This is a genomic window from Treponema sp. OMZ 799, assembly GCF_024181365.1.
In the GTDB taxonomy this organism is placed as follows: Bacteria; Spirochaetota; Spirochaetia; order Treponematales; family Treponemataceae; genus Treponema_B.
This window is the reverse complement of record NZ_CP051301.1, coordinates 1,301,919-1,323,997: the sequence shown is the minus strand read 5'-3', so window position 1 is coordinate 1,323,997 and position 22,079 is coordinate 1,301,919. Positions and strand designations below refer to the sequence as shown.

23 protein-coding genes and 1 pseudogene are annotated in these 22,079 nt (G+C 37.6%); 15 read left to right on the top strand and 9 right to left on the bottom strand.

The window, feature by feature from the left end:
- The 8 genes from E4O04_RS05955 to E4O04_RS05920 all read left to right on the top strand — a co-directional run bounded on the left by E4O04_RS05955 (window position 1) and on the right by E4O04_RS05920 (window position 5,533).
- Window positions 1–1,104, top strand: a complete 1,104-nt coding sequence (locus E4O04_RS05955; protein ID WP_253710530.1) for a hypothetical protein — start codon at window positions 1–3, stop codon at window positions 1,102–1,104.
- Window positions 1,105–1,107: 3 nt separating this feature from the next.
- Window positions 1,108–2,277, top strand: coding sequence for a LamG domain-containing protein (locus E4O04_RS05950; RefSeq protein WP_253710528.1), 1,170 nt, complete (start codon window positions 1,108–1,110; stop codon window positions 2,275–2,277).
- Window positions 2,246–2,959 carry a hypothetical protein gene (locus E4O04_RS05945; protein ID WP_252508049.1) on the top strand — a complete coding sequence of 238 codons (714 nt, stop codon included), beginning with the start codon at window positions 2,246–2,248 and terminating at the stop codon, window positions 2,957–2,959. Before E4O04_RS05950 ends, E4O04_RS05945 begins: the two co-directional genes overlap by 32 nt.
- A gap of 107 nt (window positions 2,960–3,066) precedes the next feature.
- Window positions 3,067–3,768: a hypothetical protein gene (locus tag E4O04_RS05940; RefSeq protein ID WP_010699103.1), complete on the top strand. Its 702-nt coding sequence runs from the start codon at window positions 3,067–3,069 to the stop codon at window positions 3,766–3,768.
- A 16-nt stretch (window positions 3,769–3,784) separates the two neighbouring features.
- Window positions 3,785–4,291 carry a M23 family metallopeptidase gene (locus E4O04_RS05935; protein WP_253710527.1) on the top strand — a complete coding sequence of 169 codons (507 nt, stop codon included), beginning with the start codon at window positions 3,785–3,787 and terminating at the stop codon, window positions 4,289–4,291.
- Window positions 4,292–4,747 carry a DUF5662 family protein gene (locus E4O04_RS05930; RefSeq protein ID WP_253688331.1) on the top strand — a complete coding sequence of 152 codons (456 nt, stop codon included), beginning with the start codon at window positions 4,292–4,294 and terminating at the stop codon, window positions 4,745–4,747. It begins immediately after the preceding gene.
- Window positions 4,748–4,751: 4 nt separating this feature from the next.
- Window positions 4,752–5,213, top strand: coding sequence for a hypothetical protein (locus tag E4O04_RS05925; RefSeq protein ID WP_253710525.1), 462 nt, complete (start codon window positions 4,752–4,754; stop codon window positions 5,211–5,213).
- A gap of 14 nt (window positions 5,214–5,227) precedes the next feature.
- Window positions 5,228–5,533 (top strand): hypothetical protein, encoded by a 306-nt coding sequence (locus E4O04_RS05920; RefSeq protein ID WP_253710523.1) that lies wholly within the window; start codon window positions 5,228–5,230, stop codon window positions 5,531–5,533.
- A 222-nt stretch (window positions 5,534–5,755) separates the two neighbouring features.
- Here the strand turns inward: E4O04_RS05920 and aroC are convergent, their stop codons facing one another.
- The 6 genes from aroC to E4O04_RS05890 form a co-directional block, all read right to left on the bottom strand.
- The gene (aroC, locus tag E4O04_RS05915) at window positions 5,756–6,865 is read right to left on the bottom strand and encodes a chorismate synthase (RefSeq protein WP_253684885.1); all 1,110 of its coding nucleotides are present in this window, start codon (window positions 6,863–6,865) and stop codon (window positions 5,756–5,758) included.
- Between the two features lie 8 nt (window positions 6,866–6,873).
- A complete protein-coding gene (gene trmB, locus E4O04_RS05910) occupies window positions 6,874–7,599 on the bottom strand; it encodes a tRNA (guanosine(46)-N7)-methyltransferase TrmB (RefSeq protein WP_253710522.1) in 726 nt (241 codons plus the stop codon).
- Between the two features lie 9 nt (window positions 7,600–7,608).
- On the bottom strand, window positions 7,609–8,322 hold the full coding sequence (locus E4O04_RS05905) for a hypothetical protein (RefSeq protein WP_253684887.1): 714 nt from the start codon (window positions 8,320–8,322) through the stop codon (window positions 7,609–7,611).
- A 24-nt stretch (window positions 8,323–8,346) separates the two neighbouring features.
- Window positions 8,347–9,516 carry a DUF8084 family protein gene (locus E4O04_RS05900; RefSeq protein ID WP_253684888.1) on the bottom strand — a complete coding sequence of 390 codons (1,170 nt, stop codon included), beginning with the start codon at window positions 9,514–9,516 and terminating at the stop codon, window positions 8,347–8,349.
- A gap of 83 nt (window positions 9,517–9,599) precedes the next feature.
- Window positions 9,600–11,747 carry a tetratricopeptide repeat protein gene (locus E4O04_RS05895; RefSeq protein WP_253710520.1) on the bottom strand — a complete coding sequence of 716 codons (2,148 nt, stop codon included), beginning with the start codon at window positions 11,745–11,747 and terminating at the stop codon, window positions 9,600–9,602.
- On the bottom strand, window positions 11,740–12,480 hold the full coding sequence (locus E4O04_RS05890; RefSeq protein WP_253710518.1) for a tetratricopeptide repeat protein: 741 nt from the start codon (window positions 12,478–12,480) through the stop codon (window positions 11,740–11,742). Before E4O04_RS05890 ends, E4O04_RS05895 begins: the two co-directional genes overlap by 8 nt.
- A gap of 37 nt (window positions 12,481–12,517) precedes the next feature.
- On the opposite strand from E4O04_RS05890, the gene E4O04_RS05885 reads away from it, so the two are divergent.
- The 5 genes from E4O04_RS05885 (at window position 12,518) to E4O04_RS05865 (ending at window position 17,261) form a co-directional block, all read left to right on the top strand.
- Window positions 12,518–13,891 (top strand): tetratricopeptide repeat protein, encoded by a 1,374-nt coding sequence (locus tag E4O04_RS05885; protein WP_253710516.1) that lies wholly within the window; start codon window positions 12,518–12,520, stop codon window positions 13,889–13,891.
- A gap of 10 nt (window positions 13,892–13,901) precedes the next feature.
- On the top strand, window positions 13,902–14,579 hold the full coding sequence (locus tag E4O04_RS05880; protein WP_253710515.1) for a metallophosphoesterase: 678 nt from the start codon (window positions 13,902–13,904) through the stop codon (window positions 14,577–14,579).
- Window positions 14,580–14,652: 73 nt separating this feature from the next.
- The gene (locus tag E4O04_RS05875) at window positions 14,653–16,338 is read left to right on the top strand and encodes a PP2C family protein-serine/threonine phosphatase (RefSeq protein ID WP_253710513.1); all 1,686 of its coding nucleotides are present in this window, start codon (window positions 14,653–14,655) and stop codon (window positions 16,336–16,338) included.
- A 25-nt stretch (window positions 16,339–16,363) separates the two neighbouring features.
- Window positions 16,364–16,702: an anti-sigma factor antagonist gene (locus E4O04_RS05870; protein ID WP_010696721.1), complete on the top strand. Its 339-nt coding sequence runs from the start codon at window positions 16,364–16,366 to the stop codon at window positions 16,700–16,702.
- 16 nt (window positions 16,703–16,718) lie between these two features.
- Window positions 16,719–17,261, top strand: a complete 543-nt coding sequence (locus E4O04_RS05865) for an ATP-binding protein (RefSeq protein WP_253684894.1) — start codon at window positions 16,719–16,721, stop codon at window positions 17,259–17,261.
- A gap of 14 nt (window positions 17,262–17,275) precedes the next feature.
- Here the strand turns inward: E4O04_RS05865 and E4O04_RS05860 are convergent, their stop codons facing one another.
- Window positions 17,276–18,097, bottom strand: a complete 822-nt coding sequence (locus tag E4O04_RS05860) for a hypothetical protein (protein WP_253710512.1) — start codon at window positions 18,095–18,097, stop codon at window positions 17,276–17,278.
- Window positions 18,078–18,698, bottom strand: coding sequence for a hypothetical protein (locus E4O04_RS05855; RefSeq protein WP_253710510.1), 621 nt, complete (start codon window positions 18,696–18,698; stop codon window positions 18,078–18,080). The genes E4O04_RS05860 and E4O04_RS05855 overlap by 20 nt, the downstream gene beginning before the upstream one ends.
- 115 nt (window positions 18,699–18,813) lie before the next feature.
- Here E4O04_RS05855 and E4O04_RS05850 point away from each other — a divergent pair, with 115 nt between their 5' ends.
- Window positions 18,814–20,193 (top strand): tyrosine phenol-lyase, encoded by a 1,380-nt coding sequence (locus E4O04_RS05850; RefSeq protein ID WP_253684897.1) that lies wholly within the window; start codon window positions 18,814–18,816, stop codon window positions 20,191–20,193.
- Window positions 20,194–20,417: 224 nt separating this feature from the next.
- Here the strand turns inward: E4O04_RS05850 and E4O04_RS14085 are convergent, their stop codons facing one another.
- Window positions 20,418–20,837 carry a tetratricopeptide repeat protein gene (locus E4O04_RS14085; protein ID WP_256488890.1) on the bottom strand — a complete coding sequence of 140 codons (420 nt, stop codon included), beginning with the start codon at window positions 20,835–20,837 and terminating at the stop codon, window positions 20,418–20,420.
- Here E4O04_RS14085 and E4O04_RS05840 point away from each other — a divergent pair.
- Window positions 20,814–22,075 (top strand): annotated as a pseudogene (locus E4O04_RS05840) (transposase). The gene E4O04_RS14085 and the pseudogene E4O04_RS05840 sit on opposite strands and share 24 nt — an antisense overlap.
- The last annotated feature ends 4 nt before the right edge of the window (window positions 22,076–22,079 follow it).

Genomic DNA, 22,079 nt, shown 5'->3' with positions numbered 1-22,079 from the left:
ATGACAAATGAACAAATATTAGAAGCCGTTAATCGGCTTACGGAAACTTACAACGAGGTTAAGGCAGGCTTGGGGGAAGTTAAAAAACAAGCGGCTTTATTACAACCGCTTTACAAAAACGGTCAAATAATTTGGGACGGACGGGAAGATTTCCAAATGACGGACGAACCTATTACCAATTTAATTGGAGTCGGAACGCAGGCTATCACTAAATACGGGAAATGGTATGCCCAATACATGATTAAATTAACGGGGCATACCGTCATCTCAAATTGTGAAACTCAAACGCCTACAAATTATATTGTTGTAAAAATAAAATTGCCTGAAAATAAAGACGGTACATTTTTTATAAAATACGCAAACTCCGACAATTGGAGCCACGGGATTGCTACCGCTTGGATGTGCAATGCCGATAAAAGCATTAAAACACTTTTAGGGTCGCAGGTTGCCGATAAACACGCAGACTACGCCAAAAGCGTTGTTTTTAATCCTAAAAACCAAGACGCATGGGATTCAAGATACTACCAATGGATAGGGTTTAATTATAACAAAGAAGATATAATCAAAGATGATGAAGGCTATTCTTACATAGCCCTTTCCGGCTCTGTCGCAACTTGGAACATCGGGGGCTGGGCTGTCGCCGAAAGAAACACGGATTTCTTATGGACACCTGCAAGAATTTTTGATTTAGAATTCTATAATCCGGCAAGCAAGAGCACTCACAATTCACTATTTAGAGGGCTGACATTATCCCATTTTATTGCAAATAAAAAACACACTAATATAAAAATACCTTATTCAAAAACGGGAAATTTAATAATAGGAATATTTTGTAGCACTGATCATCTCACTCCGAATCCTGCTTTTTCAGGCTTTAAAACAAACACGGAATTTCCATTTGACAAAATTATTTGCGGTAACTTTGCAAAGATAAAACAACCCTTGCATGATTATCAATGGGGCTTTGTCCATGTTCCTGAACAAGAAGTTATTCAAAACACGGTAGAGATTAACGGCCTTAAACTTTTGCAGTTTAATATTGATGTTCCGGAAAACGAAAGACATTTTTATTTTGCAGGAATGTTTACGGAAAGCGAGGTGTAATCTATGGAGTCTATCAATTACGCAGGCGGAGCGAACATGACATTACCCGCCGATGCTCAATTTGTTCAAGGAGTATCGGGTAATGCTCTTTATTTACCGGCAGGTTTCGGAAAAGTAAATATTGCCGGTGATAGGAATGAGCTTACAATCTCTTTATGGAGGCAATGGGATGGAGTCGTTGAAGCAGACGACTATAGAGGTGTTTTTGCAACGGCAAATATTAAGGTTTACTTTGACCAAGGAACAGACCTTTTAACCGTTGAGCTTGAAGATACTAAAAAAGTAACCGACATCAAAGACGACCAAGAGCAAACGCACTGGTGTTTTTTGTTTGCAAAAAACAGTTTTTTCAAAATCTACAAAAACGCCGAATTAAGAGCGGAACTTACCGCAGGGAACGACCCCGTGGATTTTTCCGAAGGGCTAAAGCTCGGAGGAGGAAGAACACACGCTACTTTTGACGAGTTTAGGTTTTATAAGAAAGTTGTAACAGAACCTGAAATAAGAGGTCTATACTTTCTTATAACCAAAGGCACACCGGTACAGCAGCTTGAAAACATCATTGCAAACAATACGCCTAGATACTTAGGTGTTGTGGAAACAGTACCTTCTACACGGACGGCCATTATTACCAAAGGCGAAAAGCTCGGAGCCGTGGACGCTAATCCCGGAGACTGGGTGCTATCGGGGAAGACGATAGGCGGCTGGAAGGTTGGAGTGTGTTATAAATGGACGGGTGCTCAATGGATAAATTTAGAGCCGGAAGTAAACTATGCCGAAGCGTATCAGGCGTGTTTGGTACACATGTTTGAAATTGAAGAATTAAAACAACAAACGGGGCACTATGGGGCGTTGTTTGCTAAGGTGCTAGTCGCTCAAAAAGCGATGATTGATGAGCTTTTAGTCAATCAGGCATTTATTAAAAATCTTGTGGTTCAAAAATTAAAAATTGATACAGACGATACAACTAATCAGGATTTTGAAGCGTGGTTTGATGAGCTGAATGGGTTGAAGATTAGGAATAAGGGAGAAGAGATTTTTAAGATTGATACGAATGGGGATATATATATAAAGGGGGCTACTGTTACAGCAAATAAATTAATTGCACCTACACTAACAGAAGATCCTCAAAATGCCGTGTTTGGCGAAATATGGTTTAGAAAAGGAATATAATATGGATTTTCCCTTAACTGAATTTTCAAGGAATGTTATAAAATTTGGAAATATTGCAAAAATAAACACAAGAGGATATATTACAGGTGATACTGAATGTTTAAAAGATGAAAATATAAATTCTTCATGCAATTATGCGGTATGGAGCCCGGCTCCATCTGAACCTGTTTTTAGAATCTCTTTTGATAATGAATTTATTATGTATGGATTAGGTTTAACAATAGAAATGACTTGTAATGAAAATATTCCTGCATATGGAGCTATTTCATACACTACAGTATCAGCATCAAATGAGATACATGGGCCTTTTAGACTGGGTTCTGTATTTCCAAGAGATAGTAAAGGTTCAATATCATCTTATGATGAAAAGAATGTTAAATTTAAAGTCAAAGAACTTATTATAGGAATTTTTGGGTATGGAAGAACTATAGATGCAACCTTTACTTATAATTTTTATGAGTTACTTATTTATGAAAGACCTATAAAAGACAGCGGATTAAGAATAATGGGAAACAATAAAATTTTTAAACCTGCAGAAACAGCATTTCCTTCACCTCTATCATGTTTCCATAATGGAAAAATCAGACATATAATGCTTGTCAAACCTTTTTCACACTTTTCTTCAATTTTTAGAATAAAAACAGATAGCGGTATTTATATGATTTCAAATTTACAAGAATAAAACTTAGAATTGTAATTTTTTCATAAATTCATCATATCTTTATTTAACTTTTATAAAAATTTTATAACTTATGTAACAAAATTTTTTATTTTTGCTAAGATTAGTGTATGGACAAGATTAGCAGTATGCCGGCAATCGGCTGGGTGGTTATTTTGATAATCGGTATTATAGTAATTCCTCCTCTTTTTATTTTACTTTTAAAAAAAGGTGGGAAGATGTCCATCTTAGGGCAAACTATTGAAGTATATGAAGGCGGAAAAATTCAAAAGATAGATAGTATCGGTCTTATGTACCTGATGAAGGATAATTGTGAAAAGATTGAGCTTTTGAGAAAAGAACGAATCGAAGATATTTTGCCGGATTTATCTTATCTTTTGAGTGATATAAGCGTATTAGCCTGCTGTATGTATAGGGCTGAATCTATTTTAAACAAAAGGCTTTATAAAAACGGCTTTGAAGAATTAACTGTTGATTCTGTTAATTCTTATATAAAGCAACTCGCCGAAGAATTATTTATCAGACTAAATAAAGAGATTCTGATATCTAAATCTTGTACTACTCGTCCATTAAATGAGTTAAAAAAAGAAAAAATTTATTTTATCGCCCAGGATTTTACAAAAAGAGTTACTAGAATTTACTTAAAGGAGGTAAAAAGTAAAGCTGATATGTATTTAAACTATAAGCCTCTTTTTGAAAAAATTGGAGATAAGATAAGGGCCGATTTTTGCCGTGAAAAAATGGAAAAGAAATTGAAACAGGCTGAAAATTTGCGGGCTGTTTTAGAAAAACTGACAAAAAGAACGATTTAATTTTTGGAGGAAAAAGATGAGAATTGAAAAATGGGGCGTATTTGCCATTAAAGAGGGCCGAATTATAAAAATCAATAGAGATGCAAAGGCGAGTGTTTATGGTAACTACATCATAATTAAAGACCGGCAGGGCATAATCAGCAGGTATGCACACTTGAAATCGATAGCGGTTAATGTCGGGCAGACGGTTCAAGCAGGCGGTTTTTTAGGTATTATGGGCGATACAGGCCGTGGTATTCCGGGGCCGAATAAACATTTACACGTTAGTGTATATCCTGCAACAACTAAAGATCCATATATGGGTAAAGATGCAATCATAGATCCTAAAACTTATATTCTTGATGGAGGGATATATCCTTGCAACAGTAAGCCCAGTACCGATTTTCATCAGATGATTGGAAATCCGCCCTATCCGCATGAAGGCTTGGATTTTTCCGGCTTAGATAAAAACATAATCACAGGCTGGGAGTCCGGAACTTTTGAGATTAAAAATATCTTTGAAGAATTTAAAAAGGGGCGGTAAATGAAATATGACTCTATAAAAGATACATTGCTTCACATCAAAAGAGTAAATGAACTACTTCTACAATTTACAAAAGAAATTATTGATAGAGCAATACAACACGACAATTCAAAACTTCAAGAGCCTGAAAAGCCTTTATTTGACAAAATGACACCCTTATTAAAAGGGCTTACTTATGGAAGCGATGATTATAAAAAGGCTCTTGATGAATTAAAACCTGCACTTGATCATCACTATGCAAACAACTCCCATCATCCTGAACATTATAAAAATGGAATAGATGATTTTACTCTTGTAGATTTAGTTGAAATGTTTATTGATTGGAAAGCAGCAAGTGAAAGGCACGATGATGGGGATATTTTTAGATCGATTGAAATAAACAAAAATAGGTTCGGAATATCGGAGCAATTATGTAAGATATTCAAAAACACAGCTGCTAAAATGATGGAGGTGTAAATGGATGAAAAGAAGGTTTTTATTTTTATTATTTGTATTTTGCTTTTTACCAGCTGTCGGACAACAAGTGGAATACATGATGACAGAATCAGAGCTCATGAGGTTAGAGAGTCTGTTGGAGAAGTTAGAGAACACCAAACAGATGCAATTATCTCAAATACAGAACTTGGAAACAGAATTAAGCGAGGCTCGGAAATATCAAGAGAGCTTAACCAATCAATTAACGCAAGCGAGGTTATCTTTGAGGAAATCCGAGAAATCATTAGAAGAATACGAAAAAGAAAGCAAGGATTTGATAGCACAGAAGGAAGAAAAAATCCAGAAAAAACAAACGGAGATTGAGAGGCTAAAAACTAAAAATTACAGGCTAAAAATAGCTCTTGTGATTTTGTCTTGCATTTTAGGGCTTTTAATTTTAGGCGGTATAGGATTTTTTATTTTAAAAATGAAATTAAAATTTTTATAAACTAGGAGGTTTATATGAAAAATAAATTTATGTTTTTTGTGATCATTGGGATGATAATACTTTCAGTATTTATCATCAATTATGGACAAACAACTTTATTAGACTGCATCGGCGCAGCTATCGGTTTAGCGGGGGGAGCCTTGGCGGTATTTGATACCATCAAATACTCCCGGCGTAAGGTTGCACTTATACCGCTATGGATTGGAATTTTAATTTTAATAATTACCGGGTTTATACAGTTCAAGGGCGTGATTGTTCTTGCAGCTTTCGGGTTTGCAAGTCTTGGATTGTATATTTATTTCAGGTTAAAGGAAAAATAAAATTTTAATGAAAAGGGGCTGCTTAAAATGAAGCAGCCCCTTTATTTATGTAAGCATTATGTAAGCAAGTTTTATTTTAATTGTGTAAGTATATATTCAATATATACTTATAAAATCACAGATTAGATAAGCCCTATTGCCGCTAGCTTGTTTCAAAGGCACTCATTTGAGTGCCTTTTTTTATTGTTTATTATCATAATCCTAAAGAGTGTTTTTACATTTCTAAAACCTTTCTATCCTTGAGGCTAAAAAAGCATCTGCAAGCACAAGATAGATCATAGCTTCAATTACAGGAACAATTCGGGGGAAAAGGCAGATGTCGTGATTTCCTCCTACAGAAAGCGTAACTCTATCTCCTCTTTTATTAAAGGTGCCCTGGTTCATTTTTATAGAGGGAACCGGTTTTACGGCAAGTTTAAGATCTATTTGACATCCTTGCTCACCTTTTCTTCCGGCTTCATAATTGGAATTTAAGGGATAATCCATGTTGCAGGAAATACCGCCTAAAATGCCTCCCGAATAGTTTTTTGAAATTTCATTATTTTCACTGCCGGGAATAGAAGCCGAGTAAAAGCCGCCTCCTATTTCTATGCCCTTAACGGAGCCTATCGACATTATGGCTTGGGACAAAACCGCATCAAGCTTACCGAAAACAGGGGAACCCAAGCCCTCAGGTACATTTAAAATAGAACAAGACAAAATACAGCCTGCCGAGTCCCCCTTATAAGCTAAAGCCTTAAGCCTTTCAAAAATATTCTCAGGGAGCTCATCATCTTCTTTAATAGGCGTTTCCGCTTTAAGGCCTGCAATTTCTTCGGCTCTTACCCTCACCTCAATAGGTTTTTTATCCGTTTTAAGGGCAAAGACCTCAAGCATCTTTTTTGCAACAGCTCCGCCTATAACACGCCCGATTGTTTCCCTGCCTGAAGCGCGGCCCCCGCCTCGGTAGTCCCTATGCCCGTATTTTACCTCATAAGCATAATCGGCATGCCCCGGACGGAAAACATCTTTTAAGTTGTCATAATCCTTGGATGAGGTTTCATTATTTCTAACAAGAACGGCAATAGGACTTCCGAGGGTCTTACCCTCAAAAACACCCGAAAGAATCTCGCAGATATCAGTCTCGTTTCGGCGGGTAGAAAAAACATTTTTTATGCTGTCACTATCGTCAAACGAGTTTTTAGGTTTTCTGCGGTTAAGCTCTTTTTGAATATCCTCTGCACAAAGGGGAATTCCGGCAGGGCATCCGTCTATCACAGCCCCTACCCCGGCACTCCTGCTTTCGCCAAAACTTGTCACCGTAAAAAACCGCCCAAAAGAATTTGCCCCCATAACTTCCCCTATAAAAACTTTTTGCAGCAAAGTTTTTCGAATATGAGCTCATTTATCACGTGTTCTTTTTTTAAGCCCTTTTTTTCAAACTTTGTTGCAGGACGCCAGTTTTGGGCAGGAGCGAATTTTTCGTACTTGGATTTTAGATCGGGAGTTTCGCTCAACTGTTCAAAGGCATCTTCTGCATAATTTTCCCAATCTGTCACCATATAAATATAGCCGCCCTTTTTTAATTTTTTTGAAAGCAAATCGGTTCGAGGTCTTCTTACAAGCCTCCTTTTGTGATTTCGCTTTTTTTGCCACGGATCGGGGAAAAAAATGTGAAAGCCGTCAACACATTCATCATTTATCATATTCTCTAAAACTTCAATTGCATCATGTTCAATAATCCTTAAATTATTCAATTTTTTTTCTTCTATTTCGCCTAAAAGCTTTCCCACCCCGGCCTTAAAAACTTCAATACCAAGATAATTTTTATCGGGATTGTCCTCGGCAATTTGAGCAGTTGCAGTTCCCATACCGAAACCGATTTCTATGATTACGGGATTATCATTTTGAAAAAAGGTTTTAAAGTCTATCAGACTTTCGGTATATGGAATACACCACTTTTGATAAAAAGACTCATAATTTCTTTTTTGCCCCTCAGTCATCCGCCCTGTTCTTAAAACAAAGGTTTTTATAGATCTAAAATGAGGCGGAGCATCGGTATTTTGAGTAATTTCAGTACTATTCATTCTTTGATACTAATATAAACTATGGTACTTTGTCAAATAGGCTGTATTGCCTTGAGCATTTTGAGCCATACATTGAATATAACGGGAGTCGGGATACTTTTCGAGCAGGGGAGCGATAGAATCCTCGTATTTAGAACCTTGGGGCAAAATTTGAACAAAAAGCGGCTGTTTATCGGCTCCAGAAAGAATAAGAAAAAAAGTTCTAAACGCAGAATCTTCAGCAGCTTCAATCTTCCACCTTCCATCTTGAACCTGAAAAACAAGGGAAAGAGATGAGGGATTTTCAGGCTCTTTTAAGGTAAGTTTTTTTATAACCCTATTTCCCGACAGATCTTCCAGCACAATGGAGTATTCTCCTATGGGAATTTGTCCAAACGGAGAGGCTATCTTGTTGGAACCGGCCCAGAGCGTTTTTTCGGAATCCGAAGCTCTAAGCTGTGAGGAAGAAAAAAAAGAAGTATTTTCCCTGTTCAAAACCCATGTCAGACCGGACTCCAAATGGATCAGCTGTATGGAAGAGTAATCGTTTCTTCCGTTTTCATCCTTATACATTAAAAATACTGAAAGTCTTTCTTCAATTTTCCCTGAATCTGTTTCCATCCGTAGAATTTTTACGGAAAGCTCAGGTATCTCAGGTTTATCAAAGGAGCATGAAAGCAAAAAAACAGCAATAAAAAAAAACGAAATTTTTTTTGGATATTTTTTTTCTATGATTTTGTTCATTGAATTATCCGCATCATCTTCATGCTAAAACATAAAGGACATGTTCATCACTGTCAGATCCGTATCTTCAAAGCGGTTTGCACTCGATTCAAAACGGACATTTACCTTTTCGCAAGCATCATTTAAGTAAGAAATATAATACATTCCCAAATTTAAATCTTCGGAACCTTCAGGAAGAGCACGATAAAAGTCTATTAAAGAATTTTTGTCGACGTCTGCCATCTTTAAGTCATTTAGGTTTGCCCTGACGGCATCCGATTGTTCATTTTTACTGTAAAGGGTAACCTGAAGCTTGCCCTGTGTACCTATCGAGGCAGTGCCTCCGCTTCCCAACTTCCATGAAACAAATACCAGTTCTTGTTTTTTTTCAAGTTCGGCAACAAGCCGGCGGCGTATTTCGGGATCAAAGAGAGCCTCTTGGGGGTCATCCAGTTCAGGAAACAAGCTTACAGCTTCTTTCCGCAAATTCATGTTTTCTGCACTCAAGATCAATTCCATAAGCATTAAAGCTATGTACTCGGCTATCTTCGTTTTGTCCATGTATTCTGTAAGGGAAGTCCGTATTGTTTTTAGAATCAGATCAAAGTCCTTGTGCATCCTAAATTTAGTTATGATAAACCAAGTAAACGGGCGCATCATATTTAAAAATTTTTCAGCCAAAAAGAGCTGAATATTTTTTTCTTCGGGCGACAGGGCATTGTTCTTTGTTATAAAAGAAAAAAGAGGCTTTACTATTTCCTGTTTTGCTTCATAAATTACTTTTTCGTTTTGCTGCAATACATTAGCCAAAAATTTTTCGTTTATGCGGGTTTTCTCGTCAATTATACTTGCAGGATTTTGCCTGTTCCATTTTTTTATAACGGGAGAGTTTAAGATTTGTTTAAAAATATAATCGTCATATTGCTTATATAAAACCGAATATACTATAAGCTTTGAAAGGTCCATAACCTCCTGCCGTGAAGAAACGAATTCGGGTTTTGAGATTTCAATCTTTGAGATATAATCCACCAAAAGCAAGCGCTGAATAGTTTCAGGCATAAATTTTTCTAGAGAAATGCCGTATTCTTCGATATTTCCGGCAAGTTTAAATTTAAGGAGTTTTTTATTTCTTTTTATAAAGAACGTAGAACCTTCCTGAGTCAAAATAAGCTTTAGCGGAAGATCCAAAATTCTTTTCTTTTCACTTGCAGCCATAAAATCTCCTCTCCCCTATACTAACATACAATTAATTACATTTTTCATTTTAGCATAATTTTACGAAAAATTCTATAGGTTAATTAAAGGGATGAAAGTATCGATCGGATTTCCGATGCTTTTGAATAATTCGGATTTTTATTCAATACGCCTTCCAAAATAAGCTTTGCATCAGCCTTTTTATCCAAGCTTATGTAAAGTTTGCCCAGTTCATAATAAGCATCCCAGTTTTTAGTATCAACCTTTATAATCTGCTCATAAACGCTTACGGCATTTTCTTTTAGATCGGCAGAAATATAGGCGGCAGCCAAATTCTGCTTTGCCGTAATATTAAGAGGCTGGGTCTTTACGGCATTGGAGTAATGAGTAACCGACCTATTGTAGTCACCTTTTAAGCCGTATAACTTGCCTAAATTAGTGTTTACTTCAAAATTATTTTGTTCAAGCCTATAGGCAGCCAAAAGATTTTCTTCAGCTTCTCCGAATTTTTCCTCATCCAAATACATGCGCCCTAAGTTTATTCTGGGCTTAGCATAGTTTTTATTTGCAGAAACAGCCTGCGTGTAATAATCGTAAGCCTCAGATCTTCTTCCATTTTTTTCCAGAGTTAAGCCGTATGTATATAGGACTCTTGCATCCGCAGGCTTGAGCTTATAGGCTTTTTCGGCATTAGACAGAGCTTCTCCGTATTTCCCCAAATCAACCTGTACCGTTGCCAAGTTATAATAGGTTATGGCATCATCTTCACCCAGAGTGATAGCCTCCTTAAAGTGACGCTCGGCCAAATTATTTTGTCCCAAATCCGCATATACTTGAGCCATTTCCCGTAAGGCCGGAAGATTGGTAGGCTCATAAGAAAGAGCGTTTTTATAGTTTTGTACAGCCTGATCAAATTTCCTTTGAGCTTTGCGTATACGGGCCATTTCCAAAAAAGCTTTTACATAGTCAGGCTTTAACCTTACAGCTGAAGAAAAAGCTGAAAAAGCTTCATTTTCCAAACCCAGTTTTCTACATGCCATTCCCAAATTAAAAAAAGCATTATCGAATTTGGGGTTGGACTTTACGCTCCTTTCAAAAGAGGTCTTTGCTTTTTGATAATGCCCCCTTGCATAATATTTTTTACCAAGTTCATAATTGTATAAATAATTATCCGGGTCTAAGTTTTGAGCCTTTTCCAACTCTACAAATGCAACCTGGGGCTGTTTTTGAGCATCTGCAATTTGAGAATAAACATAATGAGCCCTTGCATTTTGCCCGTCGGCATTTACGGATTTTTTTATGTATGTATCGGCATCCGAGAGGGCTCTTTCGGCATCTCCGGTTCCTTCACGCTCTGCAGCATAGTCATTCAGGGCAGAAGCCATATCCAAATATTTTTTCGCGGTAAACGAAACTTCAGAATCGGGCATTTTAGCAGAGGCCTTTGAAAATATACTAAGGGCCGAATTAAGATTTCCGTTTTTTAAAAAATTCATTCCCTCAGACACAAGGCGGGATACCTCTTCCATCTGGGCCTTGGTTTTTGCATCAGCATTTTGCTTTGCAAGTCTCTCGGCTTCTGAGGCTTTTTGAACCTCTAAATCGGCCTTTTTTCTTCTTTCTTCTTCAAGTCTCTTTTTTTCTGCATCAGCCGCCTTTTTTGCAGCCTCATCTTTTGCTTTTTGTTCTGCAGCTGCCCTAGCCTTTTTTTCGGCTTCTTCCTTGGCTTTTTTTTCTTGTTCTGCCTTAGCTTTCCGCTCTGCTTCAGCCTTAGCAGCAGCAATCTTATTGGCTTCATCTATCGATGCTTTTTTCTTTTCTTCAGCTTCTTTTAAGGCCTTTTGCTGCTTAATCAATTCTTCCTGCCGTTTTTTTGCCTCTTCAGCCCGTTTTAAAGCCTCTGCGGCCTTTCGTTTCTTTTCTTCTTCGGCAGCCTTTTTCTCTTTTTCGGAGGAAGCGGCAAGATTTTTATTTATTTCTTCAGCCAGTCTGAGATTTTCCGCTTCTAAAAGAGCAAGTTCTTTTTCACTCTCTTTTTTTGCTTTTTCAAGTTCAGCTTCAATTTTTGCTGTTTGTTCTTGAAGGCGGGCAAGCTCTTCTTTCTCAGCCTCAATTTTAGCGAGGGTCTGCATATCGGCAGCAGCAGAATCGGAGGTCTTGCTCTTTGTAAAAAATAAGATACCTACAACAACTAATACGGCTATAAAAATACCCGTTAAAATGCCTATTAAAAATTTTTGAAAATCAGTCAAGTTCGTTTTCCTCCGAATAATCTATTGTATCGTCAGCTCCTGCCGATACGGCATCCGCATTGTCAACCGATGAAAGGTTGGCGTTTACATCTTCCATAAGTTTTTTATACCTCTCCTCAGCTGCCAAACGCTCAGCCTCTTCCGCAGCCTTTTTTGCTTCAGCCAAGGCTCTCGCTCTTTCAGCTTCTTCGGCAAGGCCTTCCAAAAGAGATATCATTTTTTCGATTGAAGATCTTTGCAGAGTATCAGGCTTTAAGTTTAAATAAATTTTATAATCTTGTAAAGCACCCTCAGGCTTGTCCAGCTTGATACGTGTATTGGCCCTGTTCAAAAAAGCCGGAGCATAGAGGCCGTTTGAAGAAATAGCCTCATTATAAGCCAACTCAGAGGCTTCAAATTGATTTTGTAAAAAATAAACATTGCCTATATTGTAATAATACAGATGGCCGTTAAGAAGATCCTTATCCTTACCTTGAGAAAGATAGGTTAAGGCATCACTGTAATTCCCTATCCTAAAATAAGCAACGCCAAGATAAAGGTAAACCGACTTAGGAGTTCCGGGCTCCTTAACAGCCTTAAAAAGAGCTGAGACGGCTTCCTGAGGCTTATCCGAATACAAAAGTTTTTTACCTTCTTCAAAATAATCTACGGCAAAAAGCAACGAAAAAAAAGATAAAAAAACAGCAAAAAGAATGCTTTTTTTGAATTTTAATCGATAAAAATGCGTTTTCATATTTGACATTCCCTCCCAAAAGCTATACCATATAGGTATGTCTTCATTAACGATTATTTTGATTGCAGCGATAAGTGCGAGCCTCATTTTTCTCATTATTTTTTTGTTAAAATCGCTTCTTTTCCCAAAAAAAAGGGCAAGAATCGAAAAAAACTTAAAATCCGGAAAATACGGAGCCGCAATCAAGGATGCAAAATCAATACTCTCAAAAAATCCAAGAGATTCGGAAGCCCGATATCTTTTGGGCAAGGCCTATCTTGCAGATAAAAAAGTTGACCTTGCCTTTATCGAGTTTAAAACTCTAAACAAGACAGCAGTATTTAACAATCCTGCAACCGAAATCGAATTCAGAACTATTATAGCAGATTTATATTTAAAATTCCAGCAGCCGGATGAGGCTTTAAAGGAATTTATGCTTTTAAATAAAAAAGATCCTAAAAACCCAAAACCGTATTTTCAGGCCGGGCAAATCTATGAAAATAAAAATATGTCGGATCAGGCAATAGTCTATTTTCAAAAAGCTATAGAGGTTGATTCCCGTTTTGCAGAAGCCTATGCTTCATTAGGCCTCTTACTTTTTAAGGCAAATCAGATCCCCGAGGCCGAAAAGGCCATTGCCACAGCCTTAAAACTGGCACCCGATAACAGTGAAACCCTTTATTATCACGGAAGAATCTTAAAAAGCAAAAAAAACTATGCTCAAGCTCTTTCAGCCCTTGAAAAAGCTGCAAGAAAGCAGGAGATAAGAACAAAATGCTTTTTTGAAAGAGGGTGCTGCTACATGGAAACGAACAGCCTTGAAAAGGCCGAATTCGAATTCACAAGGGCGATAAAATCTTCAAAACAGCCTTCGGCGCCGGAAGTTCTTTATTCGAGATATCTTTTAGCGGAATGCTGCGAAAAGCAAAGAGACATAGATCAGGCAATAGAGCAATGGGAAGCTATAAGTGCAGTCAATCCTAAATTCAGGAACACGGCTCAAAAACTTGAAGAATATTCGGACCTTCGCACCAACGACCACATGAAAGAATATTTAACCCTCATCAAGGAAGAATTTTTCCAAATGTGCCGGGATATTACCGAACAGCACTTTGATTATCCCGTTCAAGCCTTAAAAGAAACAAAGATAGGCTGTACAATCCTTGCAGTCGAAAAGGGCTCGGAGCAATGGCTTAACACAAGAAAAAAGCCCCAACTTTTGATCTTCTCGAGGGACGGACACACGATAACGGAATCTTTTTTACGATCCGTGCATGAAGAGATGAAAAAACAAGCCGTGGTTACCTCTCATATCATAACATCGGGCAATTTTTCGCCTGATGCTATAAAGTTTGCAGAAAACAGGCCTTTTAACCTTATTGATAGACAAAAACTTGAAAGAATAGTAGAAAAAGTAAAATTTACATTTTAGGAAACGGATAATGAAAAAAATTCTATGTATTTCGGATCAGATAGATCCTGTGATTTACAGCAAAGACATAAAAGAAAAATACGGGGATGTGGACTTCATAATATCGGCGGGAGATCTGCCGATCGACTACCTTGACTTTGTACAAACCTCCTTAAATAAACCTCTTTATTTTGTTTTCGGAAGCCATCACTTAAAAGCTCTTACTCACTATCATCCCGAAATGGCTGAAAATACAAAGGACGGAGAGGTAAATATATTTAAAAAAGGAAACACAAAAAAAAGCAATCAGGGAACTTATATAGGCTTTAAAAGCTTTAAGCATGAAAACATGATAATAGCCGGAGTTTCGGGAGCAAAGAAACAAAATGACGGTAAAAATCAGTTTACCGAAAAACAAATGAAGCGTAAGCTTTCAAAAATGATTCCGGCACTATTTTTAAATAAGCTAAAATACGGGCGTTATTTGGATATCTTAGTAACCCACAGCCCTCCGTTGATTGAAGGCGAAAATGAAGAAAACAAACAAGAAGCCTTTGAATGCTTTACCAAATTTATAAGATTTTTTAAACCGAAATATCTTATACACGGACAAGTCCACATATATGACCCTCAACAATGCCGCAGTACAAGGCATGGTGAAACGGAGATAATCAACGCATACAGCAGGCATATTTTGGAGGTGCCCTAAAATCTATAAATTGTTACCATTATTTTCAAAATAAATCTTGACGATATTCCCTATAGATGATAGAATTACTACAATGAAAGAAATTGATTCTCTTGACGTTTATGCATTGATTACTCTTTCGGTCTTGAATATTTTATTACTGTTATTTCTCATAAGAATTATGGCTATAAACAAAAAGAAGGCTAGAGAGGTGTCGAGGCCTTTTGTTTTGTCAACATATTCTACCCTGGCCTCTGCATTTATTATAAGCATAAGTGCTGCAGCCTCGGTATTTTTTAAAAGCTATATGATTTTAAATATAGGCTTGTCTGTTGTTCTTGTTGTTTTTACTGTCTATATAACCTTATCGGAAAGGATGTACCTGCAGGATCAAGTCGAAAAGATGAAAAAAGACAAGGCAAATGCAGATTATATTAAAGAACTACAAAATCTACCCTCTGAAGAGTCTTTACGGGCACGTAAACTTATAAACACAGCCCGCCTCCTTATCCAAAAAACAAACGGATTAATCTCGGGGAAAAAAGATATCTCGTCGGAGATGTTTCCATACATTGCAGAATCTTTTTTAACGGAGCTGGCAGCTGATGGTGCTGTAGTCCTTGCGGTACAAAGCTTTGAAGAGGTCTTGGCCGTAAAGGCCTTGGTTGGAACCTTTCCTCCTCCGTATAAATTACCTGACGACCTTGCACGCAAAGAAGATCACGTGTTTTCCAATTTTAAATATGCTCGTTTTGAGATGGGCGAATCAATATTTACGGAAGTTGCCTCCGGAGGCAAAACCCTCCTCATTAAAGATTGGAAAGACAACCCCTTACTTCCCGACAATGGAAACGAAAAATTTTTACAGCACGGCAGTCTCATATTCTTCCCCCTAATGGTAAACACTGTTGTAGTGGGAGTTGCGGCAGTATCCCGCCGTCCGGATAAGATTCCTTTTTCGGAGAATGAAGTAAGGACGGGCGAATACTTATCGGGTTTTGCGGCGGAAATGATCAACCTTACTTTAAGTATATCCGAGGCCTCTGAACATGCCGAAATTGAAAATATAACCGATACGGTTGCCAAAATTCAAAAGATTCTCTTACCTAAAAACTTAAAAAAAGTTCCCGGCCTTGAAATCGGAGAATATTTTTTACAGGAGAGGGGTATTTGCAGCGACTATTATGACGTAATCGTTCAACAAAAAAGAGTCTTTATTGTTCTTGCAGATGTCGCCGGTAAAAGTATTCAATCTGCAATTATTATGATTATGATAAGAGCCATCCTCTACCTCATCACAAACACGGATCAAAACACGGAGGCTATTTTAGACTGGCTAAATAAGGGTATTACAGGCAAGATAGACATAGACCATTTTGCAAGTATTTCTCTTTTATCCTATGAACAGCAAACAAATACGATAGAATTCATAGGGGCAGGTCATCAGGCTATGATGGTATGGAACAAAGAAAAAAATAAGATCGAATTATTCCAGCAAAAAACGGACCCCATAGGGATAGATGTCCGTTCAACATATAAAAGTATAAAGGTTCCTTTGAAAAAAGGTGATGTAGCAGCGCTTTATACGGATGGTATTATCGAAACGCTTAATGCCGCAGGAGAGCAGTATGGAACTACCAGACTTGCAAAACTAATGGCCGATAATCATTCCGAACATTCAAAGGATATAGTAAATAAAATAAAAAACGATATGATTTCGTTTATAGGAAAGACCCAGACTCATGATGATCGCACTTTGCTGATTATTAAGGCTAGGTAATAGAGAGGTTGTTAAGGAGATTGTTATGGAACTAAAAATCCGAAAAAACAAAGAGGTTTACATTATTGACGTAAGCGGTGAAATGGACCTATACAATTCATACAGATTAAAGGAGCTTGTTATGAAGATGATAGAGCGTCAAATAAAATGTATGATTATAAATCTTGAAGACGTGGATTACATTGACTCTTCAGGAATAGGAGCATTGATTTATATCTGCTCTACCGTAAAAAAGATGAATCTACGGCTGTTTATAACAAATATTCACGGTTCAGTGAAAAAAGTTATAGAACTGACAAAACTGATGGGCTACTTTCCCATAACAAACAGCTTGGAAGAAGCATTACAAAAAATGGAAAGCTAAAGCGGAGGAGAAGAACATGACAGCTATAAAAGAACTTAAAGTTGATGAAAAAAGCCCCTTATTCGATAAAACGGGGATGTTATATAAAGAATTTCCTTCTGATTTCAGACAAATCAGATATTTTACACTTTTGATAGTACAATCAGCCCCCTTAGAAATAAAGGGAATCAACCTCTTGGAACAGCAAATCAGCGAGATTATTAAAAATGCAGTAAAACACGGAAACAGATGTAATCCGTCAAAAAAAGTCAAGGTATGGTACGAATTCAGCTCTACCCATGCACATTTAATAGTTGAGGATGAAGGAGACGGCTTCAAAGAAATAGACAAGTGGAACGAATTCAATAGAAAACGCTTGGAGTGTCTGCATAAGCAGGACTTTGCAAACCTTGGGGCCTATGTTTCCTTTAGAACAGACAGAAGCGACGAATATGATGGAGGAAATGCCCTCTTCGCAGCCCTTGAGTACTGGGATGGAGGTTTTATTTTCAACAAGAAAAAAAACGGTGTCGCGATGTTAAAAAAATATCCGCAAAAAAAACACGGTATTTCGATATAGGTTTAGATTAAGACTTATTTGTTTGGATATCCGTACTTACTCGTATGAGCTTTTTCATGTAAAAAGCGTTTGTCTTCTTCTTGGATATTTTTAATTGTAAGGCAAAGAGCTCCGCAGCTTTCCCCTGTAGAGTTGAAATTCAGATTTGGAAGAAAGAAAGAAAATATCGACAAACATTTAACCTTTCGGCTGCCGAAGGCTATTTCCATTTGAGCTGAAATTTGAGCCGAAATTTCTTTAGCCTTTTCCTCAATACAAAAAATAAGTATAAATTCTGCATCAATATATAAGAGGCAGGGGCTGAAATCCGGAGCCTTGTGCTTTATTGCTATATCGTAAAGGCGGTAAAAAAAAGCGTCAGGGATCTTATCCGAACTTATCTTCATTAAGGCAGAAACCTTGGAGCAAAAGCCAAAAAAGACTTCACTGTCTTCATCGTCTACAATAGGAGGAAAAGGAAAGCTAAGAGGGAAATCGTTTGAAATACCTGCTTTTAGTTTAAAGCCTCCGGAATTCCGCAATGAAATTTGACAGTTTTTAAGCTCATCGTCATGTTTATAAAATTTATCGGAGAGCTTAAAAACAGTAATCCCCTCTTTTTTTTCTATTCGGCTAAAAAAATAAAGAGGGCGTTTTTTATGATTAAAAAAAACCTTTATATCATCATTTACTTCAACCCCCTCCGCTTTAAAGAAAATATAATCATCTATAAGCTTATAAGAAAAAGAGTCTATTTTTACAAAAGTATTTTTACATAAGAGGCTTAAAGGAGGTTTTTCTCTGACAAAGGTATCGGCAATATATTCATATTCGATTCTATTGAGCGCTTTGTTCATTTTTATCTCCAATAATATCGAAAGAGTCCAAGTACCATTTTTCCTCGGTAAAAACAAGGCAGACTTCAATAATAATATAAGATATTTTATCTTCTTCCCTGATATTGCATTTAAACAGGGTCTTTACCCTTTGATCAGGTTTATTTTCGGGCCTTCCGTAAAAAACAGAAACTATGGGCTTAAAGAAATCCAGCCTGTAATTTATAAGATATGATAAAAAAGGCTTTTGTTTTGAACAAAGGTTTATATCCACCTTGTTTTCTTTAAATTGTAAACTTAAATTATTCAAAAAATTCAATACGGATTTTTCAATACCGGTATAGTCCAATACCCCCAGCCCGTCCAAAGAAGGAAACAAGCATTCCTGCAAATCGGTATCCCCATAGGAGAGCAAATTCTCCGTCCTTATCTCTTCTAAGGTAAAGGGCTCTGCCATAGGAGAAGCTGAGATTGTTTCGGATATTGTCCAGTCTATATCTGAAAAGTATTTTTTTGCTTCTTCCAATATTGTTGGAAAGGAGTTTTCTTCCGCTGTAATTCCGTTATAAAGGCTAAAAAGCAATACAAAACTTAAGATAATCCGATATTTTTTTAACTTCATATAATATTTATATCACATCTTATACTAACTAGACAATACCTTATCTTTATGTTATAGTACTTGGGGAATTTTCCCGCATATCATTTTCTGTATAACTAACAGATGGAGGACTTTTATGGATATTAAAAACTATCCTGCGGAACCTTATAGAATTAAGGTTGTAGAAACTGTTAAGATGATCGATAAAGAGCAAAGGGCAAAGGTTGCCAAGGAAGCAGGTTACAATACCTTCCTTATTAACTCGGAAGATGTTTACATTGACCTTCTTACCGACTCGGGAACAAATGCCATGAGCGACAAGCAATGGGGCGGTATGATGATAGGCGATGAAGCCTATGCCGGAAGCCGCAACTTTCATCACTTGGAAGAAACCGTTCAAGATATTTTCGGTTTTAAGCATCTTGTACCGACCCATCAAGGGCGTGGTGCCGAAAACCTTCTTTCAAGAATAGCAATTAAACCCGGTCAATATGTACCCGGAAATATGTACTTTACTACTACCAGATACCATCAAGAAGCAAACGGCGGTATCTTCGTAGACATCATAAACGATGATGCCCATGATGCAGGAAAAAGAGTTCCCTTCAAAGGCGATATCGACCTCAATAAGCTTGAAAAACTTATAAACGAAAAGGGAGCCGAAAACATTGCCTATGTATGTTTGGCTGTTACGGTAAACCTCGCAGGCGGTCAGCCCGTTTCCATGAAAAATATGAAGGCTGTACGCGAGCTTACAAAAAAACACGGCATCAAGGTCTTTTATGACGCAACCCGCTGTGTAGAAAACGCATACTTTATTAAAGAGCAGGAAGCAGGTTACGAAAATAAAACCATCAAAGAAATCGTAAGAGAAATGTTCAGCTATGCCGACGGATGCACCATGAGCGGTAAAAAAGACTGTATCGTAAACATCGGAGGCTTCCTCTGCATGAATGACGAAGAGCTTTTCCAGGCTGCAAAAGAATTCGTTGTCGTATTTGAAGGTATGCCCTCTTACGGCGGTATGGCAGGCCGAGATATGGAAGCTATGGCCATCGGTCTAAAAGAAGCCTTGCAATTTGAATACATCGAACACCGAATCAAGCAGGTTCGCTATTTAGGCGACAAGCTCTTGGAAGCAGGAGTACCCATCATCGAACCCGTAGGAGGACACGCCGTCTTCCTCGATGCAAGACGCTTCTGTCCTCACCTCAAGCAAACCGAGTTCCCGGCCCAAGCCTTGGCCGCAGAGCTTTATATAGAATCAGGCGTGCGCAGTATGGAGCGAGGTATCGTTTCAGCAGGACGCGATCCCAAAACAAGGGAAAACCACGTACCCAAACTTGAAACAGTCCGCTTGACAATTCCCCGCCGTGTTTACACCTATAAACACATGGACATTGTAGCAGATGCGGTTATCAAACTTTACAATCACAAAGAAGTCATCAAGGGCTTAAAGTTCGTCTACGAACCCAAACAGCTCCGCTTCTTTACAGCAAGATTTGAACACATCTAAACTCTAAAGGGTAAACTAATCATAAGTTTTCCTATAGCAAAACTAGGCTGTTCATTTTGCCTTTCTAAGAAGAAAGGCCGTAACAGCCTAGTTTTTTCATTTTAAGTCTAATAAATAATGTAAAGACTTGTGAAAGGAACCGCAAGGAGCGCAAAGCCGCTCAAGCCGAGGCTTGAGCTACGCAAAGGGGGAATTATTTTCAATAACTATAAAAATTACCTTAATCAATAACCTTTTCTTTCGAGAGCTTTCAAATCTTTTTTGGCATCGGTATAACCATTATCAAGGGCTTTTTGATACCAGTATTTAGCTTGTTTATAATCAACACGCAGACCTCCAAAACCATACTCATAATATTGAGCCAATGCATACATTGCTTGATTGTGGTTTTTATCTACGGCTCTTTTTAACCATTCAAGAGCAGTTTTTTCATCCTTTTTCAAACCGCCAAGTCCATGTGCATAATATAGACCAACATTAGTTATACCTAAAGCATAATCTTTATCGGCAGCTTTACGGACCCTGTAAAATAAATTGTGTAAATGGCTGAAAAATGATATATTAGGAGAAATATTATGACAGCCAAAAGAAAGAACAAAGAAAAAGATGTAATCGATTTGATGCTTGACCAACTCGATTTTCATGGAATGACAAAAGAAGAACTTAACGGATGTGATGGAATCTTGAGACAGCTTACTAGTAGATTCTATGAGCGGGTATTGCAGGCAGAAATGGATGAACATCTTGGTTATCTTAAGCACGATAATGCAGGGGATAATTCGGGTAACAGCCGTAACGGCTATAGTGAGAAGACTGTAATTTTGGATGATAACAGTACTACCAATATACATGTACCGCGAGACAGAAACAGTACATTTGAGCCTGTTATTATACCAAAACATGAGAAACGCAGTCCCTTATTCAACGATCAGATCATTTCGATGTATTCATACGGTATGAGTTGCCGTGACATTCAGCGGCACTTACAGGAAGTGTATGGTGTAAATGTTTCAGCGGAGCTTATTTCGCATGTAACGGAATCAGTAATGATGGATGTCAGAGAATGGCAAAACCGTCCGCTAGATAAATCATACCCTATTTTATTTCTAGATGCTTTACGTGTTAATTGCCGTCAAGACGGAAAAAACGTCAATAAAGCCTTATATGTAGCTCTGGCAATCAATTGGGAAGGCAAAAAAGAAGTATTAGGGCTTTGGCTATCTAATACTGAGGGAGCAAAATTTTGGAGACGCAGTCTGCGAAAAGCGGACATGTACAATCACTTCCTTACAGTACAAGGCTGAAAGCCTTATGGGAGTTCTTACGGAAATAAAGAACCGAGGGACTGAAGATATTCTGATAGCCTGTATGGATGGACTTACCGGATTTCCTGAAGCGGTAAAGGCTGTATTTCCGGATACTCATATACAGCATTGCATAGTTCATATGGTTAGAAGCTCTACCAAATTTGTTTCTTACAAAGACCTTAAAGCTGTATGCAAAGACTTGAAAGAAGTATATTCAGCTATAAATGAAAAAAGCGGCGCTGAAGCTCTTGAAGATTTTGGAAAGAAATGGGATGACAAGTATCCAATGATTAAAGCAGCTTGGCAGAGGAATTGGAATGAGCTAAGTGAGTTTTTTAATTATCCTCCAAGAAATCCGAAAAGCTATTTACACGACGAATGCGATTGAATCGTTAAACTTCAGCTTAAGAAAAATCACTCGCAATAAATCAAGCTTTCCGGACGATGATTCGATATATAAAGTGATGTATCTTGCGATACGCAATGCGAGTAAAAGGTGGACGAGACTTATAAGGAATTGGCCTCTTGCCGTTAATCAATTTGCTATACTATTTGACAAAAGGGTTCCTTTTTGATAAA

Excerpts from the sequence above, each read along its gene's own strand:
- E4O04_RS05955 (WP_253710530.1), top strand. The coding sequence starts at position 1 with ATGACAAATGAACAAATATTAGAAGCCGTTAATCGGCTTACGGAAACT.
- E4O04_RS05950 (WP_253710528.1), top strand. The coding sequence starts at position 1,108 with ATGGAGTCTATCAATTACGCAGGCGGAGCGAACATGACATTACCCGCC.
- E4O04_RS05940 (WP_010699103.1), top strand. The coding sequence starts at position 3,067 with ATGGACAAGATTAGCAGTATGCCGGCAATCGGCTGGGTGGTTATTTTG.
- E4O04_RS05935 (WP_253710527.1), top strand. The coding sequence starts at position 3,785 with ATGAGAATTGAAAAATGGGGCGTATTTGCCATTAAAGAGGGCCGAATT.
- E4O04_RS05930 (WP_253688331.1), top strand. The coding sequence starts at position 4,292 with ATGAAATATGACTCTATAAAAGATACATTGCTTCACATCAAAAGAGTA.
- E4O04_RS05925 (WP_253710525.1), top strand. The coding sequence starts at position 4,752 with ATGAAAAGAAGGTTTTTATTTTTATTATTTGTATTTTGCTTTTTACCA.
- E4O04_RS05920 (WP_253710523.1), top strand. The coding sequence starts at position 5,228 with ATGAAAAATAAATTTATGTTTTTTGTGATCATTGGGATGATAATACTT.
- aroC (WP_253684885.1), bottom strand. The coding sequence starts at position 6,865 with ATGGGGGCAAATTCTTTTGGGCGGTTTTTTACGGTGACAAGTTTTGGC.
- trmB (WP_253710522.1), bottom strand. The coding sequence starts at position 7,599 with ATGAATAGTACTGAAATTACTCAAAATACCGATGCTCCGCCTCATTTT.
- E4O04_RS05905 (WP_253684887.1), bottom strand. The coding sequence starts at position 8,322 with ATGAACAAAATCATAGAAAAAAAATATCCAAAAAAAATTTCGTTTTTT.
- E4O04_RS05900 (WP_253684888.1), bottom strand. The coding sequence starts at position 9,516 with ATGGCTGCAAGTGAAAAGAAAAGAATTTTGGATCTTCCGCTAAAGCTT.
- E4O04_RS05890 (WP_253710518.1), bottom strand. The coding sequence starts at position 12,480 with ATGAAAACGCATTTTTATCGATTAAAATTCAAAAAAAGCATTCTTTTT.
- E4O04_RS05885 (WP_253710516.1), top strand. The coding sequence starts at position 12,518 with ATGTCTTCATTAACGATTATTTTGATTGCAGCGATAAGTGCGAGCCTC.
- E4O04_RS05880 (WP_253710515.1), top strand. The coding sequence starts at position 13,902 with ATGAAAAAAATTCTATGTATTTCGGATCAGATAGATCCTGTGATTTAC.
- E4O04_RS05875 (WP_253710513.1), top strand. The coding sequence starts at position 14,653 with ATGAAAGAAATTGATTCTCTTGACGTTTATGCATTGATTACTCTTTCG.
- E4O04_RS05870 (WP_010696721.1), top strand. The coding sequence starts at position 16,364 with ATGGAACTAAAAATCCGAAAAAACAAAGAGGTTTACATTATTGACGTA.
- E4O04_RS05865 (WP_253684894.1), top strand. The coding sequence starts at position 16,719 with ATGACAGCTATAAAAGAACTTAAAGTTGATGAAAAAAGCCCCTTATTC.
- E4O04_RS05860 (WP_253710512.1), bottom strand. The coding sequence starts at position 18,097 with ATGAACAAAGCGCTCAATAGAATCGAATATGAATATATTGCCGATACC.
- E4O04_RS05855 (WP_253710510.1), bottom strand. The coding sequence starts at position 18,698 with ATGAAGTTAAAAAAATATCGGATTATCTTAAGTTTTGTATTGCTTTTT.
- E4O04_RS05850 (WP_253684897.1), top strand. The coding sequence starts at position 18,814 with ATGGATATTAAAAACTATCCTGCGGAACCTTATAGAATTAAGGTTGTA.
- E4O04_RS14085 (WP_256488890.1), bottom strand. The coding sequence starts at position 20,837 with ATGAAAATCGAGTTGGTCAAGCATCAAATCGATTACATCTTTTTCTTT.